Origin of the sequence: Prevotella sp. 10(H) (genome assembly GCF_000711235.1) — a bacterium.
Classification (GTDB): Bacteria; Bacteroidota; Bacteroidia; order Bacteroidales; family Dysgonomonadaceae; genus Dysgonomonas.
This window is the reverse complement of record NZ_JOMI01000003.1, coordinates 410908-427586: the sequence shown is the minus strand read 5'-3', so window position 1 is coordinate 427586 and position 16679 is coordinate 410908. Positions and strand designations below refer to the sequence as shown.

Annotated in this window: 12 protein-coding genes; 8 read left to right on the top strand and 4 right to left on the bottom strand. The window is 39.8% G+C overall.

Annotated features, from left to right (window positions below; translation table 11 throughout):
* Window positions 1–414 precede the first annotated feature (414 nt).
* Window positions 415–2898 carry a ferrous iron transport protein B gene (gene feoB, locus K348_RS0107365; protein WP_029904321.1) on the bottom strand — a complete coding sequence of 828 codons (2484 nt, stop codon included), beginning with the start codon at window positions 2896–2898 and terminating at the stop codon, window positions 415–417.
* Between the two features lie 651 nt (window positions 2899–3549).
* Here feoB and K348_RS0107355 point away from each other — a divergent pair.
* From K348_RS0107355 to K348_RS0107340, 4 genes are read left to right on the top strand one after another with little or no spacing between them, the layout of a single operon-like run.
* The gene (locus tag K348_RS0107355) at window positions 3550–6012 is read left to right on the top strand and encodes an endonuclease MutS2 (protein ID WP_029904320.1); all 2463 of its coding nucleotides are present in this window, start codon (window positions 3550–3552) and stop codon (window positions 6010–6012) included.
* 13 nt (window positions 6013–6025) lie between these two features.
* On the top strand, window positions 6026–6274 hold the full coding sequence (locus K348_RS0107350; protein WP_029904319.1) for a hypothetical protein: 249 nt from the start codon (window positions 6026–6028) through the stop codon (window positions 6272–6274).
* Window positions 6275–6306: 32 nt separating this feature from the next.
* Window positions 6307–7179 carry a TolB family protein gene (locus K348_RS0107345; protein WP_029904318.1) on the top strand — a complete coding sequence of 291 codons (873 nt, stop codon included), beginning with the start codon at window positions 6307–6309 and terminating at the stop codon, window positions 7177–7179.
* Between the two features lie 31 nt (window positions 7180–7210).
* A complete protein-coding gene (locus tag K348_RS0107340; RefSeq protein ID WP_029904317.1) occupies window positions 7211–7825 on the top strand; it encodes a porin family protein in 615 nt (204 codons plus the stop codon).
* Between the two features lie 56 nt (window positions 7826–7881).
* On the opposite strand, the gene K348_RS0107335 is transcribed toward K348_RS0107340, so the two are convergent.
* The gene (locus K348_RS0107335; protein WP_029904316.1) at window positions 7882–8847 is read right to left on the bottom strand and encodes an NAD-dependent epimerase/dehydratase family protein; all 966 of its coding nucleotides are present in this window, start codon (window positions 8845–8847) and stop codon (window positions 7882–7884) included.
* A 4-nt stretch (window positions 8848–8851) separates the two neighbouring features.
* On the bottom strand, window positions 8852–10048 hold the full coding sequence (gene kbl / locus K348_RS0107330; RefSeq protein WP_029904315.1) for a glycine C-acetyltransferase: 1197 nt from the start codon (window positions 10046–10048) through the stop codon (window positions 8852–8854).
* A gap of 459 nt (window positions 10049–10507) precedes the next feature.
* On the opposite strand from kbl, the gene K348_RS0107325 reads away from it, so the two are divergent.
* On the top strand, window positions 10508–11539 hold the full coding sequence (locus K348_RS0107325; RefSeq protein ID WP_029904314.1) for a glycerophosphodiester phosphodiesterase family protein: 1032 nt from the start codon (window positions 10508–10510) through the stop codon (window positions 11537–11539).
* A 146-nt stretch (window positions 11540–11685) separates the two neighbouring features.
* Complete coding sequence (locus K348_RS0107320; RefSeq protein ID WP_156032817.1) at window positions 11686–12012, top strand: hypothetical protein; 327 nt, start codon at window positions 11686–11688, stop codon at window positions 12010–12012.
* A 154-nt stretch (window positions 12013–12166) separates the two neighbouring features.
* Here the strand turns inward: K348_RS0107320 and K348_RS0107315 are convergent, their stop codons facing one another.
* A complete protein-coding gene (locus tag K348_RS0107315; protein ID WP_029904312.1) occupies window positions 12167–13147 on the bottom strand; it encodes a hypothetical protein in 981 nt (326 codons plus the stop codon).
* 188 nt (window positions 13148–13335) lie between these two features.
* Here K348_RS0107315 and K348_RS0107310 point away from each other — a divergent pair, with 188 nt between their 5' ends.
* Window positions 13336–15879 carry a S9 family peptidase gene (locus tag K348_RS0107310; protein WP_029904311.1) on the top strand — a complete coding sequence of 848 codons (2544 nt, stop codon included), beginning with the start codon at window positions 13336–13338 and terminating at the stop codon, window positions 15877–15879.
* Between the two features lie 458 nt (window positions 15880–16337).
* A complete protein-coding gene (locus K348_RS0107305) occupies window positions 16338–16559 on the top strand; it encodes a hypothetical protein (RefSeq protein WP_156032815.1) in 222 nt (73 codons plus the stop codon).
* The last annotated feature ends 120 nt before the right edge of the window (window positions 16560–16679 follow it).

Here is a 16679-nt window from a genome sequence, read left to right as displayed (position 1 = left end):
AAACAACTTATTTAATCTAATACTATCAATTTAACAAATTAACACTTTATTGGGCAATTTAGCATCAGTTTGATTTTTGACTTGCAAATTTAGGCATTTTTCACGAAAAAAAAAATTTTGAATTAAATTATATAAAATATGACAATATGCAATGAATTGAGGATAACTAATTTGGAAAAATAGGAAAAATATGTTAATTTTGATTTCAACAATTACATTTTGAAAGATAATATGCCATTAAGAACTTATTACATGTTGAAAAAGAACCGATATTATATATCTAAAATCTCCATTTTAACACTTTTGCTTCTCGTTTTCGCATAAACAAAAAAAGGATAACACAAGTTACCCTTTTTGATATTAACATATATAAACCTTTAATTATGTATCAATATGAAATAAAAAATAAAAAGATTAAAGAATATTTCCAATTTGATAAACTAAAAATGAAACAACCCATGCTAACAAGGTAGTATAAATGATACTGAATATCCCCCATTTCCATGAGCCCGATTCTTCTTTAATTGCAGCAATAGTGGCGACACAAGGAAAGTAAATTAATACAAAAAGTAACAAACTGACAACTACCAATGGTGTAAAGAGAGGTGTTCCATCTGCGTTTGTTTCTGCAGTTAAACGTGTTTCCAATGATTCCTGATTTTCGGAATTTCCGGTATACAATACTCCGAGCGTGCTTACTACCACTTCTTTAGCTGCCATACCCGAAAGCAAACTGACACTTATTTTCCAGTCGAAGCCCAAAGGACGCATTACAGGTTCGATGGTTTTACCTATACGTCCGATATAGGAATCTTCCTGATGTGTTATATTGCGCTGCTCTTCTATTTCTTCTATTTGTCCCGTTCTTTGCTCTTCACTTATTATTTTGCTTTCATACTGCGATTCAATTTGCGCTATTTGCTGATTAAAGGATTCATTCTTTTCATTATTCATCGGAAAATAGCCCAGAAACCAGATAATGATAGATGCAATAAGTATCACCCCTCCCATCTTACGCAAATATTGACGTGACTTATCCCACATATGTATCGTCACCGCACGCAGTGTAGGCATACGATAAGGCGGCAACTCCATAACGAATGGCGTATCCTCTTTAGGAAACAAAAACCTCTTGAATAACCGGGCTGATATAACCGCAATCAGGATCCCTGTAAAGTAAAGCCCGAAAAGCACAAAGCTTGCATATGACTCAAAAAATACTCCGACAAAAAGCAGATACACAGGTAAACGTGCGCTGCATGACATAAACGGATTGATCAGCATCGTAATCATACGGCTATTCCGGCTTTCGATAGTGCGCGTAGCCATTATAGCAGGCACATTACAACCGAATCCCATTACCAACGGGATAAAGGATTTACCATGCAATCCCATCTTATGCATCACCTTATCCATTATAAATGCGGCACGGGCCATATAGCCCGAATCTTCCATAAATGAAATGAATGCATATAATATAAGTATATTAGGTAAGAAAACTATAACACCTCCTACCCCTCCGATAACACCATCCACAATTAGATCTTTGAGCATTCCTTCCGACATTGCTCCCCGTACAAAATCACCCAAAAGCCCTACCCCACTCTCGATCCATTCCTTCGGATATTCGCCAAAGCGGAATGTACACTCGAACATGATCCACATGAAAAAGAAAAATATAGGGAAGCCCACATATTTATTTGTAACGATAGAATCTATTACGCGTGTTATATCCGATTCATTTGTTTTCTCTTTCAGAGTTTCTTTCAGTCCTCCGGCTATAAATCCGTAACGGGCATTTGTTAATGCAGATTCAGTATCTTCGTTAAGCGTTTCTTCAATATATTCTATTTCCGTATCTCTTGTTTCAAACAATTCCTTATTATTAGGGAAAGTAGAAACATAAGACTCAATATCCTTGTCTTTCTCAATTAATTTGACAGAAATATAACGTCTTGGGAAAACGAGTTGCTGGTCTTTATCTTTCTCAAGTTGTATATTCAGTTTACTGATTGAATTCTCGATTGTGTTGCCATAATAAATATTTACATGGCGCACAACAGGCTCGCGATCTTCATACATACGTATGACTGTATCGAAAAGTTCGTCTATTCCCGCCCCTGTCTTAGCTACAGTGGGTACCATCGGTATACCGATCATTTTAGACAGCCGCTGATAATCGAATTCACTTCCGCTGTCTTTCAACTCGTCATACATATTCAGGGCCATCACTACCGGAACTTCCATATCTATCAGTTCCGTTGTCAGGTAAAGGTTACGTTCTAAATTCGAAGCTGCCACTATGTTTATTATCACATCCGGCCTGTCTTCAACGATATGTCGCCTCACAAAAAGTTCTTCCGGTGTATATGCCGACAATGAATAGGTACCTGGCAAGTCAACAATCTGGAAAGTATATCCGTTGTGCTTAAAGCGCCCTTCTTTCGAATCTACAGTTACCCCTCCATAATTACCGACATGCTCATGGGCTCCCGATGCAATATTAAACAAGGATGTTTTTCCTGCATTCGGATTCCCGACCAATGCAACTGTAATGATTTTTTTATTATTCGTATGATTTTTGTGCGCCGGTGATTGTTCTTCTGTTATTGTTTCTTTCGGTGATTCCCGATCATAATGGGATTCGTCAGGCAAATCTATCTCTGTAGCAGGATCGGAATATACCACTTCTATAAGTCTGGCTTCACTGCGGCGAAGCGAAACTTCATAATCCATTATTTTATATTTGATAGGATCTTTAAGTGGGGCATTCAGTATTACTTTTATGGTCTTTCCTTTTATAAATCCCATTTCGAGAATACGTTTGCGGAAAGCTCCGCTACCGTTTACACGGACTATTACACCTTTCTCTCCTGTCTTAAGATCAGATAAAAACATACAGCAATATTCTAATTAATTAGGGATACAAAGATGCGTATTTTTTAGCACACAGAAGAAATTTTTCGCACTTATTATTTAGAATGAATATAAAAAAGGATAAAAAAACGGGAGGTATAGACATAACAAAAACCAATGCATTAGAGGTTATACTTCAATGGCTGGATTTCATGTAACTACTTTCACAAGCAAAAACAAGAAATTATATCTTTAGAATAAAACCATCGTCGGAGTAATAAATGCCCAATATATCCGATTGTTTCTCTGCCGCATTGGTTTTGTATACAATTATATCAACTATCTTTTCCTAAAATTATCAACAACATCCTCAGAGCCCGCTTCGCACAACAAAATCACAATATCTGGTTACAGATACAATTCAAATAGTACTTTAGTAATTTTGTAGAAAGATACACATCTTATTTTCGGGCAAATTTATTCGCTAAGGATGTTAATAATGTTTAGTTTGATACAGTATATTTTTAATTAAATACAAAATAATCAACCACTTTACGTCAATTGATATTTCTTCCAGCGGTAAAATTACAATTTTGTTTTAATCTGACAAATTTTTAAGCCTATATTTCTAAAAAACAATTCCTCACATGTGTCGTTCAAATCATTATCTTTGCATTCTAAAACAAATACAGAGTGATTTATCCTGAAAATTTCGAATCGAAAATAGGATTCGACAAAATACGTGAGTTGCTTTCGGCGCGATGCCTGAGCCCGCTCGGAGAAGAAAAAGTGGAAGATATGGTTTTTTCTTCCGACTATTTATATATTATTGAAAGTCTTTCACAGACAGAGGAATTCATCCGCATCACACAGGAGGAAGATAATTTCCCTGTAAATTATTTCCTCGATGTACGTCCTTCATTGCGCGGTATCAAAGTAGTAGGTACATGGATAGACGAGCCGGTTCTCTTCGATCTCAGACGTTCCTTGCAGACAATCCGCGACATAGTCTCTTTCCTGAAAAAGGAAGATGAAGACAATACGCCATATCCGCACCTTTACAGGTTGGCGGGCGAAGTCGCTGTATTTCCTCAGCTCATAACAAAAATTGATGCTATACTCGATAAGTTTGGTCGGATAAAAGATAATGCATCACCCGAACTCAGCCGTATACGCAGAGAAATAGCCCGTGTATCGGGCGGCATATCCAAAAGCCTGAATGCTATCCTGCGCATGGCACAAAGTGAAGGGCTGGTAGAAAAAGATGTAAGTCCGACTATGCGCGACGGAAGGCTTGTCATTCCTGTTGCACCAGCATTTAAGCGGAAAATAAAGGGTATAGTACATGACGAATCGGCATCTGGTAAAACAGTTTTCATCGAGCCTGCCGAAGTTGTGGAAGCAAATAATCATATTCGTGAGTTGGAAAGCGAAGAACGGCGCGAGATAGTCAAAATACTTATTGCTTTTACAGATATTCTACGTCCACTGGTACCGGAAATATTGCAATCCTATGAATTCCTAGCTACGATAGACTTTATAAGGGCTAAAGCCACTTTCTCTATCGATATCAATGCTATAAAGCCGTCGCTCGAAGACAAACAGCTGATACGTTGGTACAGGGCAAAGCATCCGCTCCTGTTTATTTCTCATCGCAAGCAGAATAAGCAGATTGTGCCTCTCGATATCGAGTTGGAAGAAGACAACCGCCTGTTGATCATATCCGGGCCGAATGCCGGAGGAAAATCTGTATGTCTGAAAACGGTCGGATTGCTGCAATATATGGTGCAATGCGGCATGCCTATCCCATTAGACGAGAATTCGAAAGTCGGCATCTTCGATAAGATATTTATCGACATAGGTGATGAGCAATCTATCGAAAACGACCTGAGTACATATAGTTCCCACTTGACAAATATGAAGTTCTTTGTCAGGAACTGCGATAAAAAAACCATCCTGCTGATCGACGAATTCGGAGGAGGAACGGAACCTCAGATCGGAGGAGCGATAGCCGAATCACTATTGAAACGCTTCAACGAAAAAGGAGCTTTCGGCGTTATTACTACCCATTATCAGAATCTGAAACATTTTGCGAATGAAAACAAAGGTGTTATCAATGGTGCCATGCTTTACGACCGCCATCTGATGCAACCGCTATTTACCCTTTCCATCGGAAATCCGGGAAGTTCGTTTGCGATAGAAATTGCACGTAAAATCGGCTTACCGGAAGATGTCATTGCGGATGCTTCCGAAATAGTAGGCAGCGATTATATCAATATGGATAAATATCTGCAGGATATCGTCCGCGATAAACGTTATTGGGAAAGCAAAAGGCAGAATATCCGCCAAAAAGAAAAACGCCTCGAAGAAATTACCGAAACATACGAAACCGACCTACTGGAAGTTGGTAAGCAACGAAAAGAAATCCTTAAGCAAGCAAAAGCGGATGCCGAACGCATTCTTGCAGAAGCTAATGCCAAGATAGAAAATACGATACGGACTATCCGCGAAGCACAGGCCGATAAGGAAAAGACCAAGCTGGCTCGACAGTCTTTAAGTGAATTCAAAGCCGGATTGGAAAACGAAGCCAATCAAACGGATGATAAAATTGCCCGCAAGATACAGAAGCTAAAAGACAAAGAGAAGAACAAAAAGCAGAAAGAGAAAACTCCTGAAAAGGCAAAACAACCTGAAATATCTATCGGAGATAATGTCCGCATCAAAGGGCAAACTTCTGTAGGTGAAGTATTGGATATACAAAAAGGCAATGCAACGGTAGCTTTCGGTATGATAAAATCAACTGCTAAATTGGCGACCTTGGAATATGTGAGCAGGAACCAGATAAAACGCGAAACTAAAAGCACCCGCGTTAGCGCAGCTGCGAGCGACGATGTACGCGAGAAGAAACTCAACTTCAAACAGGACATCGATGTGCGCGGGATGCGTGGCGACGAGGCTTTACAGGCGGTGATGTATTTCATTGACGATGCTATCTTAGTAGGAATGTCGCGTGTGCGTATTCTGCACGGGACAGGAACAGGAGCATTGCGGCAGATCATACGCGACTATCTTCGTACAGTTCCCGGTGTACGGAATTATCAGGATGAGCATGTGCAATTTGGCGGAACGGGAATTACAGTTGTCGATTTAGACTAAACAAACAGGTATTATGGATATAAACATAGACCCTGACGGAGGAATATTGTCTTTAAGTTTCGGTTATGGCACTATTATAGCCCTGCTGGTAATTGCCATACCTGTATGGTTTATATGCTGGCGTGTATTCAGAGAAAGAGCAAAACCGCATAAACCTAACAAACTGCTTATAGCCTTAGCCACTATTATTACCACACCTATAATATATGCTCTGATAATAATTCTTTGTTATTTATTAATAAAGCTGCTGTATTTATCATAACTTTAGGTTTTGAACAAAATAGCCCGGAAAAGATGAGCCTACAACAAGAACCATCCAAAGTGACCAGCATCCTCGAAATATTTGATATTATCACCGGTGAACGCACGGTAGTCAAAAAATTCCCCTATCTAATGGAAGCACCCGACTGGACTGCCGACGGCAAATATCTGGTATATAACAGCGAAGGTCTGATTTATAAGCTCTCTACAGATTCTTTCGGTGAATCCGAACTTATCGATACAGGTTTCGCGACAAGATGCAACAACGACCACCTGATTTCCCCCGACGGAAAACTGCTAGCCGTAAGCCACCGCTCTTTACCCGAAGGACGCCCGACCATATTTGTGCTTCCTGCCGAAGGAGGTGAGCCAAAACAGCTAACCCCGTCGCAACCCAGCTACATGCACGGATGGAGCCCTGACGGGAAACACCTCACCTACTGCGCTAACCGCAACGGTGAAATGGATGTATATACGATATCTATCGACGGAATAGGTGAAATGCGCCTCACAACAGCCGAGGGATTGAATGACGGGCCTGAATATTCCCCTGACGGGAAATATATCTGGTTTAATTCCATGCGTACAGGACTGATGCAGATATGGCGAATGAAAACCGATGGAAGCGAACAAACCCAAATGACATTCGACGAAGACCGTAACTCGTGGTTTCCTCATCTGTCGCCTGACGGCACACATGTTGTATATATCGCTTACAAAAAGGGTGATGTCGAGCCTCATGAACATCTGCGCTACAAGCATGTAGAGATACGAATAATGCCCGCTTCAGGAGGTAAACCCGAAACTCTGGTTGAACTATTTGGCGGGCAAGGGAGTTTTAATGTAAACCCATGGGCGCCCGACAGCAGTCGATTCGCATTTGTCAGCTATACCATAGAAGAATAAGTAACTTATTAACCACCTAATAATTACCGTTATGAAAACAATAAGAAAAGCGTTCCTGATCATTTCTCTTATTATCGCAGGAAGTCAACTTTATGCTCAGGACCTCACATTTTCAATAACAGCACACGCCGGAGTAGGTATTTCCGAGATAGATGCGCAAGATCTTAAAACGGATCCCCTGTTCAGCTACAGAGGTGGTGTGGGTGTTGAATTCAATCTGCCTAAAAAATTCTTCATCCAAACGGGATTGGATTTTGCAACGAAAGGAACAAAAAGCGATATAGCAATATCCGATGTAACAGGGATGATTATAGCGAAAAAAACCAAGACAAAGATGTCATATCTCATCCTGCCTTTAAGAGGGGGATACAGACTTTCCGTATCGGATGATGTAAGAATGAATCTGTCATTCGGTACTTATTTTGGATTGGGCGTCGGGGGAAAGATAAATACTATCGATGTGGATACCTTCTCTGATAATACGTACAAACGCTTCGATATGGGATTATCCGGAAACGTCGGCGTAGAATACAGAAGATGCCTCTTAAATATAGGATATGATTTCGGACTTATCGACTATTCCAGAACCGAGTTTTCTTCTTATAACAATAACCTCTATCTGACAATAGGTTACCGTATAATATAATACTGATAAGTGCATAAAAGAAAGGACGGATTCGCTCTGAATCCGTCCTTTCTTATTTATTTCTCAGCAAGATGAACTTCTCTGCCTTTCAATACTTTGATCATATCTACCGTCATCTTTTCCAGATCGTATTCCGGAGCCCAGCCCCATTCCTGACGGGCACAGGTATCATCCAGTGAATTCGGCCATGAATCGGCAATTGCCTGTTTCAACGGATCGACGTCATATTCCATTACAAAGTTAGGGTAATGCTTCTTAATCGCAGCATACAGCATTTCCGGATCGAAACTCATAGACGCAATATTAAATGAATTGCGATGTATCAGTGTATCAGGATTAGCCTCCATAATATTTATGGCTGCGTTCAGCGCATCAGGCATATACATCATATCCATAAATGTACCCGCTTTGATAGGGCATACAAATTTCTCTTCCCTTACTGCATTATAGTATATTTCTACAGCATAGTCGGTAGTTCCTCCACCCGGAAGCGTCAGGTTGGAAATAATACCGGGAAAACGTACCGAACGGGTATCAACTCCCCAGCGATTGTAATAATAATCGCTCAGCATTTCGCCCATTACTTTGGTAATACCATATATCGTTTTCGGGCGCTGAATAGTATCCTGTGGCGTTTTATCTTTCGGCGTATTAGGCCCGAAAGCACCTATAGAGCTTGGTGTAAAAACAGCGCAGTTATATTCGCGGGCTACATCGAGGCAGTTCATGAGGCTGCCTACACCTACATCCCAACCCAGCTTCGGGTTCTTTTCGGCTGTAGCAGACAATATAGCCGCCAAATTGTAAATAGTGTCAATCTTATATTTCTTAACTGCTTCTGCAATTTGTTGCGCATCGGTCGCATCTATTTCCACAGTTGGCCCCCAGTCGAAGAATCCTTCCGGATATGGTGGCTTGTAGTAACCGCAGATTACATTACTGTCTCCGTAAATAGAGCGCAATTTTATACTTAGTTCAGAGCCTATCTGGCCCGTACTACCTACGATAAGAATGTTTTTCATTTATTTATTTTATTACACCTAATTCTTTACCTATTTTCGTAAATGCCGCCACACACTTGTCGAGATGCTCCTTCTCGTGTCCTGCCGAAATCTGTACGCGGATGCGCGCCAAATCTTTAGGCACCACAGGATAATAGAAGCCTGTCACATAAATGCCTTCATCCAGCATTTTTGCAGCCATATCCTGCGAAAGTTTCGCATCGTAAAGCATCACTGCACAAATAGACGATTGCGTAGGCTTGATATCGAATCCTGCCGCCTTCATTTTCTCTACGAAGTAGTCTGTATTTGCATGCAGTTTATCCTGTAACTCGTTTGTTCTGTCCATCATCTCGAACATCTTAATACCGGCAGCTGTAATGGCAGGCGGGATAGAGTTAGAGAACAGATAAGGGCGAGAACGCTGGCGAAGCATATCTATAATTTCTTTCTTACCGGTAGTAAATCCGCCGATAGCACCGCCGAAAGCCTTACCTAATGTACCAGTAATGATTTCTACTTTTCCTTTCAGGTTGAACAGTTCGGTTGTTCCGCGTCCGGTCTTTCCTACTACTCCGGCCGAGTGCGACTCGTCTATCATAATCATGGCGTCGTATTTCTGTGCCAGTTCATAAATCTTGTCCATCGGAGCCACATTACCGTCCATAGAGAATACACCGTCGGTCACAATCAGGCGGAAACGCTGCGATTGTGCCAGCTTAAGTTGTTTTTCCAAGTCTTCCATATCCGCGTTTGCATAACGGTAACGCACGGCCTTACACAGTCGCACACCGTCGATAATAGAAGCATGGTTCAACGAATCGGAGATTATTGCATCCTGATCGCTCAGCAACGGCTCGAAAACACCACCGTTAGCATCGAAGCAGGCAGCATACAGGATAGAATCTTCTGTACCGAAGAACTTAGCGATAGCAGCTTCCAGTTCTTTATGTAAATCCTGCGTACCGCAAATAAAGCGTACGGAAGACATACCGAACCCGCGGGAATCCATAGCTTCTTTTGCCGCTTCTATCAACTCTTTGTTATCTGACAATCCCAGATAATTATTGGCGCAGAAGTTCAATACTTCCTGACCTGTGCTTACACGGATAGCAGCCCCTTGCGGAGAAACTATTATGCGTTCGCTTTTGTATAACCCTGCCGATTTGATATCAGCCAATTCTTTTTGTAGGTATTCCTGAAAAGTAGAATAGGTGTTCATAGTTTTTAATTTTTTGACGTAAAGGTACTAAAATGCCAAAAGATAAAAGAGTGTTTAAATGGAAATATTTTTCTCTCAAAATATCCGGAAAATATACCGGAAAATGAAAGTGTAAAAGTATCTCAACTTAGTGTAATATATAGTATGTTAATAATCAAAAAAGGTAACAAAAGTTACACTTTTCAGAGATATTTTCATTCGTCCGATATAATGATATAAATTACAAAAATCTGTAATACAGACCGATCGGCAAATATCTGCAAAAAAGTAACAAAAGTAACATTTTCTACACATGTTTTTTATTCATACTCCTTATCTTTGAATTCTTAATGTACTTGTTTTATAAAGCATAGATAAAAACACTGTAGGAATATACATTTTTCAGCTTGCTGTATCATTATAATTTCTCCTGTTTATCCTGCCTTATATTATATACGATTAACGTCTAAAAATGTAATCATGAAAAAGCTGTTTTTTTTATTATTAACTCTATTAGTTACATCCGTTATGTTTTCTCAATCCGGTAAAGAATTATTGACACTGGACAATTACCTCATTCCTAAAAATAAAAAAGGTGCCGTTATCGGTAAGGTCATAGTTCCCAAAGGAGAAAAAGTGTCACTGGTAAAAGATAATTCGAAATTATTCACTATCGACAAGCAAGGAAATATATCGTTGAAAAAAGATGCCGCAATAAACGATTCATCTCCATACAGATACGAAATCACTTTAAAAACCAAAGACGGTGAAAAATCATTCGAACTGGTCAAAGACGATTTTATCCGCAATAAGGTCATTGCCCATCGCGGCGCATGGAAAAACCATAGCGCCAGCCAGAATTCGCTTAAAGCATTGAAGAAAGCAATAGAAACAGGTTGTGAAGGCTCGGAATTCGATGTATGGTTGTCATCTGATAATAAGGTGGTGCTATCACATGATCCTACTATCGGAGGAAAAACAGTGGAGGAAACAACGGCTGCCGAATTGTTCACAATAGAGTTGAAAGACGGCGACCACCTCCCCAGCCTCGAAGAATATATAAAATGCATTAAAGAGCAAAATAAAACACGCCTTGTACTGGAAGTAAAAACATCCAGAATGGGAAAGGCTCGCAGTGAAGCGGTTGCCGACTCGTGTGTACAAATAGTGCACAGGATGAAAGCTCAGGCATGGACGGATTACATTACTTTCAGTTTCGATGCAGCAAAAAGAATAAGAGAACTCGATCCTACTGCAAAAGTTCTATATCTCGAAGCTGATAAAAGCATCGAAGAAGTGAAAGAGGCAAAAATGTCAGGGATTGATTATCACTATAGCAATTTCCTGAAAGATACCGAACTGGTAAATAAGGCGAAAGCTGCCGGACTACTTACGAATGCATGGACAGTAAATAAGGAAGAAGATATGAAAACTATGCTTCGTCAAGGTCTGGACTATATTACAACAGATGAACCGGAATTGCTGATGAAAATAATAGCGAACCTAAAATAAAATAAAGAATAGCCAAATAGCCTAAAAAGCGCTGAAACACTTATGTTTCAGCGCTTTTTATTTTTTCAAGAAAAATAATTAATTCCGCTTATGGAATATTTATTACAGATCGCTCTATATAGTGTAACCAATAAAAACTGACGATTATGAGCAAGACTGTAATATATCCTATTTGTCTGGTATCGATGATAGTCTCGGCTATTCTGTATCAAGTCAAAGGCAATCCGAGAGATAAAGTAGGTTACAAGATTGAAGTGCCTGCCCGATTTGGACAATCTACGAAAATCATTAATAAAGATGCCACACCGACTATTATGTCAGCCGTTGCATTAGCTGAACCACTATTAAAAGGGGAGAAATTATTGTCGGTTAACCTCCATAACGGAATCTGGTCGGTAACAGGAACGGAGGGTAGGATTATCAATATAAGTAAAGCAACGGGTGAAGTGTTGGAGGCTACCCGAAATCGATAACATTAAAAGACCTAAGGCTGCCCCCTTAGCCTCCCCGGCTCGGTTTACCGGATGATGACTATCTCTCTATTCTTCTTCATCGCCCCTAACAGAGCCGGGGTTTTTATTTACAAACTAATGAAAATAAAAAAGTCCGGAATCACCGGACTTTTTTCTATTTCTTCTCTTTTTTGAAATGACTGAAATAGGAAATAAAATCGTCAGGTATATCTTTCCCATTCACTGTTCCCTTAAGTTTTACTTCACTCAGCATTTCATTTTCATCGAGTGTATACTCATAATTTATATCTGCATAGTCATAAGAATCTCCTCCTTTCGGATCGATCTTCTTTATTACTGTTTTTACTACGTTATTTTTACTGGCTTTACCCAGATACTTCGCCGATAAAAACGGCAGGCTCGACATGAACCAGCAACCACCACGACTCTTTATACTGATTGTATTAAGCGGCATTTCGTACACATAACTGGACGATTTGATATTTTCAGTATCATCATAAGTATAAATATGATGATAATCAGCCGAAATCGCCTCCGTTATATTGCCGTCGACAATAGTATATTTCTCGCTGTAAGACAATGAATTATTATTACCGCTATAGTCATAATGCAACATATCGGTCATATATCCTTCCGCATCGTATTTAAATGCTGTGGAATCATTCCATGTCTGTCTGTTGGAAGTCAAGTCTCCGTCCTGCGAAAAAGTTTCGGTATGCGTCACATGCAGCGCATAATCTATCTGCCTGTTTTCATTCAGGTATATCAATAAGCTATCGACTGTCCGCTGTTTGGCTGTGGCACCACTCCTTATACGCGAAAAAGCCATATAGTTGTTTCCCTTATAATCTATTTTGATATAGTCGCCACCGTCGTTATCAATAACAATGATAGAATCAGCTTCGTTATATGTAAGAACAAAATCATCCCGTTCCTGCATATTAAGTTTGTCATTACCTTTCAGTTGTGGATAATCGACACTCTCAAGCAGCCAGTAATAGGTTGGTTCGGGCGGAGTGGGTGGCCCCGGATCGGGATCCTCTTCTTTTTCGTGATAAAGCATCACATCATCCCCTGAACATGAAAAAGATGTTATAGTGAGGGCAAATATTACGCAGTAAACCAGTAGTTTCATCGTGTGATTATAGATAGATTTCTGTTCGATGTTTAGTTTATATGGTCAAAGATAATACTTTATCCTTAAACAAAATGGCGACTGCTATAAAACATAATGTTAAATAAAAGCTTTTCATATTTATTGTAGCCCGTGTGTATCAGATTTCATATCTTTACTTCCCTAAACTAAATTTTTTCTAAAATAATATGAAATCACGACTATCTGCCCTCATTATCTGTCTTATCTCGGTACTTTGTTTGCACTCCCAGACCAAACAAAAACTACCACAGATATTTGCCGCGCCGCCCGTTGCCATTACCGATCCGGTAATTGTAGACTCTGCCAACCTGAAAGGAGAGAAATACTCGGAAAAAGATTTATTGAAAATGAATCTGACAATTCCCGAACAATCAGCATTCGTAAGACCGTTAAAATCCGACACAGCCGGATACTTCTATGCCGAAAAACCTCAGAACGGATATACACTGCAACTTTTTTCTTTCTATGTGGAAGCAAACCGATATGCAAAATTATCTTTGAAGATAACTTCGCCTAATATGTTTGAATTATATGTAGACGGTAAACTCAGTACTTCAAAAACTACAAAGGAAGAAAACTTCCGTAACGAGAAAGAAGTCACTGCCACTTTTGCCCCCTACCCGATTTCGAGCCGTGTAGTAATAAAGCTGCTGGCTTCGGCTAATTACAAAGCTTCGCCGATATTCAAAATCGAACTGGAAAATGAGAAAAACGATACACAGACAATATACACAACACTCAATACAAATAAAAGAACAGTCAACTTCACCGATATGCTTTTAGGGAAACGGGTAACAAATACGAGTATGTCCCCGAACGGCCGGTATGCGCTGATATCCTACAGAAATACATTCCCCGAAAAAGGCATTTCCACGACTGAATTGTATAATACGTCTACAGGTAAACAAGTTCTTATCGACAAAGAAGGAAGCAAACAGCAATTGAGTTGGATGCCGCTAAGCGAAAAACTGTTCTACCGATTTAAAACGGAAGACGGTACCGACCTGATAACTATCGATCCGGCTACATTAGAAGAAAGCGTATTCGCCAAAAATATTCCCGATGAATACATAACTTTCTCTCCCGACGAACGTACAATCTTTTACAGTAAACAGGAAAATGGAGAAGAAAGAAAAGGCGATCTCAAGCTTTTGCTTTCACCCGAAGACCGCCAACCGGGATATACAAACCGCTCTTTTATCTACAAATATGATGTGAGGACAGGCCTGAGCCAGCAGTTGACTTATGGCTCTCATTCCACATGGTTGAACGATATCAGTCCGGATTCAAAGCAAATATTATTCTCCTATTCCGATGAAGTGCTGACCGAACGTCCTTTCCGTAAAAACACCTTGCTGAAACTTGATTTAGCGACAATGACAATAGATACCATATGGTCAAATGAGAGTTTTGCACATGGCGCTTCATTTTCACCTGATGGTAAGAAACTCCTTGTTTCCGGTTCAGGTGAAGCATTCGGCGGTATAGGACAGAATATCGATCCGGGACAGATAGCAAACAGCTATAACGGCTTGGCTTTCATTATGGATTTGTCCACTAAAAAAGTAGAAGCAATAACAAAAGATTTCGATCCGAGCATTGACAACAGTCTATGGAACAAAAAGGATAATCTTATCTATTTCCGCACTACAGATCAGGATTATGTAAATATGTACAGCTATAATCCGTCGAATAAGAAATTCACTAAATTACCGTTGAGCGAAGAAGTTATCCGCAATTTCTCCATAGCAGACAATGCGCTGTCAGCCGTATATTTCGGTGTGAGCCAGTCAAATTCTACCCGCGCATACCTGTATGACCTTAAAAGCGAAAAATCAAATCTGATTGCAGACCCTTACAATGATAGGCTATCCCAAATGACTTTGGGAAAAGCAGAAGACTGGAATTTCACAAACTCTGTAGGTACAGAAATTAAAGGAACTTACTATCTGCCACCAAACTTCGACGCTTCGAAGAAATATCCTATGATTGTATATTACTATGGTGGTACAAGCCCTACATCCCGCACTTTCGAAGGCCCTTACCCGGCACAGGTATTTGCCTCGCAAGGCTATGTGGTATATGTCATACAACCTGCCGGCGCAACAGGATTCGGGCAGAAATTTGCCGCTCTGCATGTAAATGCATGGGGTAAACGTACTGCAGAAGATATCATTGAAGGAGTGAAAAAATTTACACAGGAGCATTCTTATGTAAACGATAAGAAAATCGGATGTATCGGTGCTTCATACGGCGGTTTTATGACTATGTACCTGCAAACTCAGACCGATATGTTTGCAGCTGCGGTTTCACATGCAGGTATCAGTTCAATAAGCAGTTATTGGGGTGAAGGTTATTGGGGCTATACTTACAGTTCGGGAGCGAGTGCACATAGCTATCCATGGAATAATCATGATCTGTACGTAAAACAAAGTCCGCTCTTCAGTGCCGACAAGGTACACACCCCTATCCTATTCACACACGGAACAGTAGATACAAATGTACCTATCGGTGAAAGTATCCAGATGTATACTGCCTTGAAGCTATTAGGCCGTCCTACCGAATTTATTCAGGTAAAGGATGAAAACCATGGTGTGATGAACTACAAGCGCCGTGTGGAATGGAATAATTCCATAATGGCATGGTTCGCCAAATGGCTGAAAGATGACAACGGCTGGTGGAAAGGCCTTTATCCTGAAAGTAAACTATAATAAACGATTTATATAATTAAATAGCCGGAAGATTTCTTCCGGCTATTTTTATTCTATTATCTCAACTCTCATGCATTATTTCTTTTTATTAGTTCGGTCGAATCGGGCATTAACAAAGCGTTTTAAGATAAAATTTCTAATAAAGCCTTAAAAAACGAAGCACTTTAAGCAAAAGAGTTTAAAAATTATTATAATCCGAATTTACCTGAGAACTAAATATACCGCTATTCGTTTATATACAAAAGCTTTAAGCTTTGAGTGATTACCCTCCCCCACCATTTTTATACAATCACTATTTTAAGTAAAAGGAAGAGAAATAGGTCCCAAATAAATTATTACAAATTAAAAAAAAAGAAATCATGAAAAGTAGCAATTCACATGATTCAAGGAGCGAAAATGCTCGTAACGAATCAAGAGATTCTCAGGGTAGATTTGAATCGAAAGATCAGAGCCAAGGTATGAAATCAAGCGGTAATCAATCTCACACCCGTGGCAGTTATGCCGAAAACGGACCAAGAGATGCTGAGGGCAAATTAGAGAAAAAAGATGCTAAAAATGAGCATTCTTCTTCTCAGTCTTCTTCACATTCTCAATCAAGTACTCACAGGGGTGAGAATGCGAAAAACGAACAGAGAGATTCTCAAGGACGTTTCGAAAGCAAAGATGACAAAAAGAAATAGTCATTAAATTATAGAACAATAACTACCATTTCCTATAGTTGTTTACAATTTTAAGAACGGAAAACTATTGTTTTAAAGAGAAAGCTCCGGATAAATTCATCCGGAGCTTTCTTCTTATAT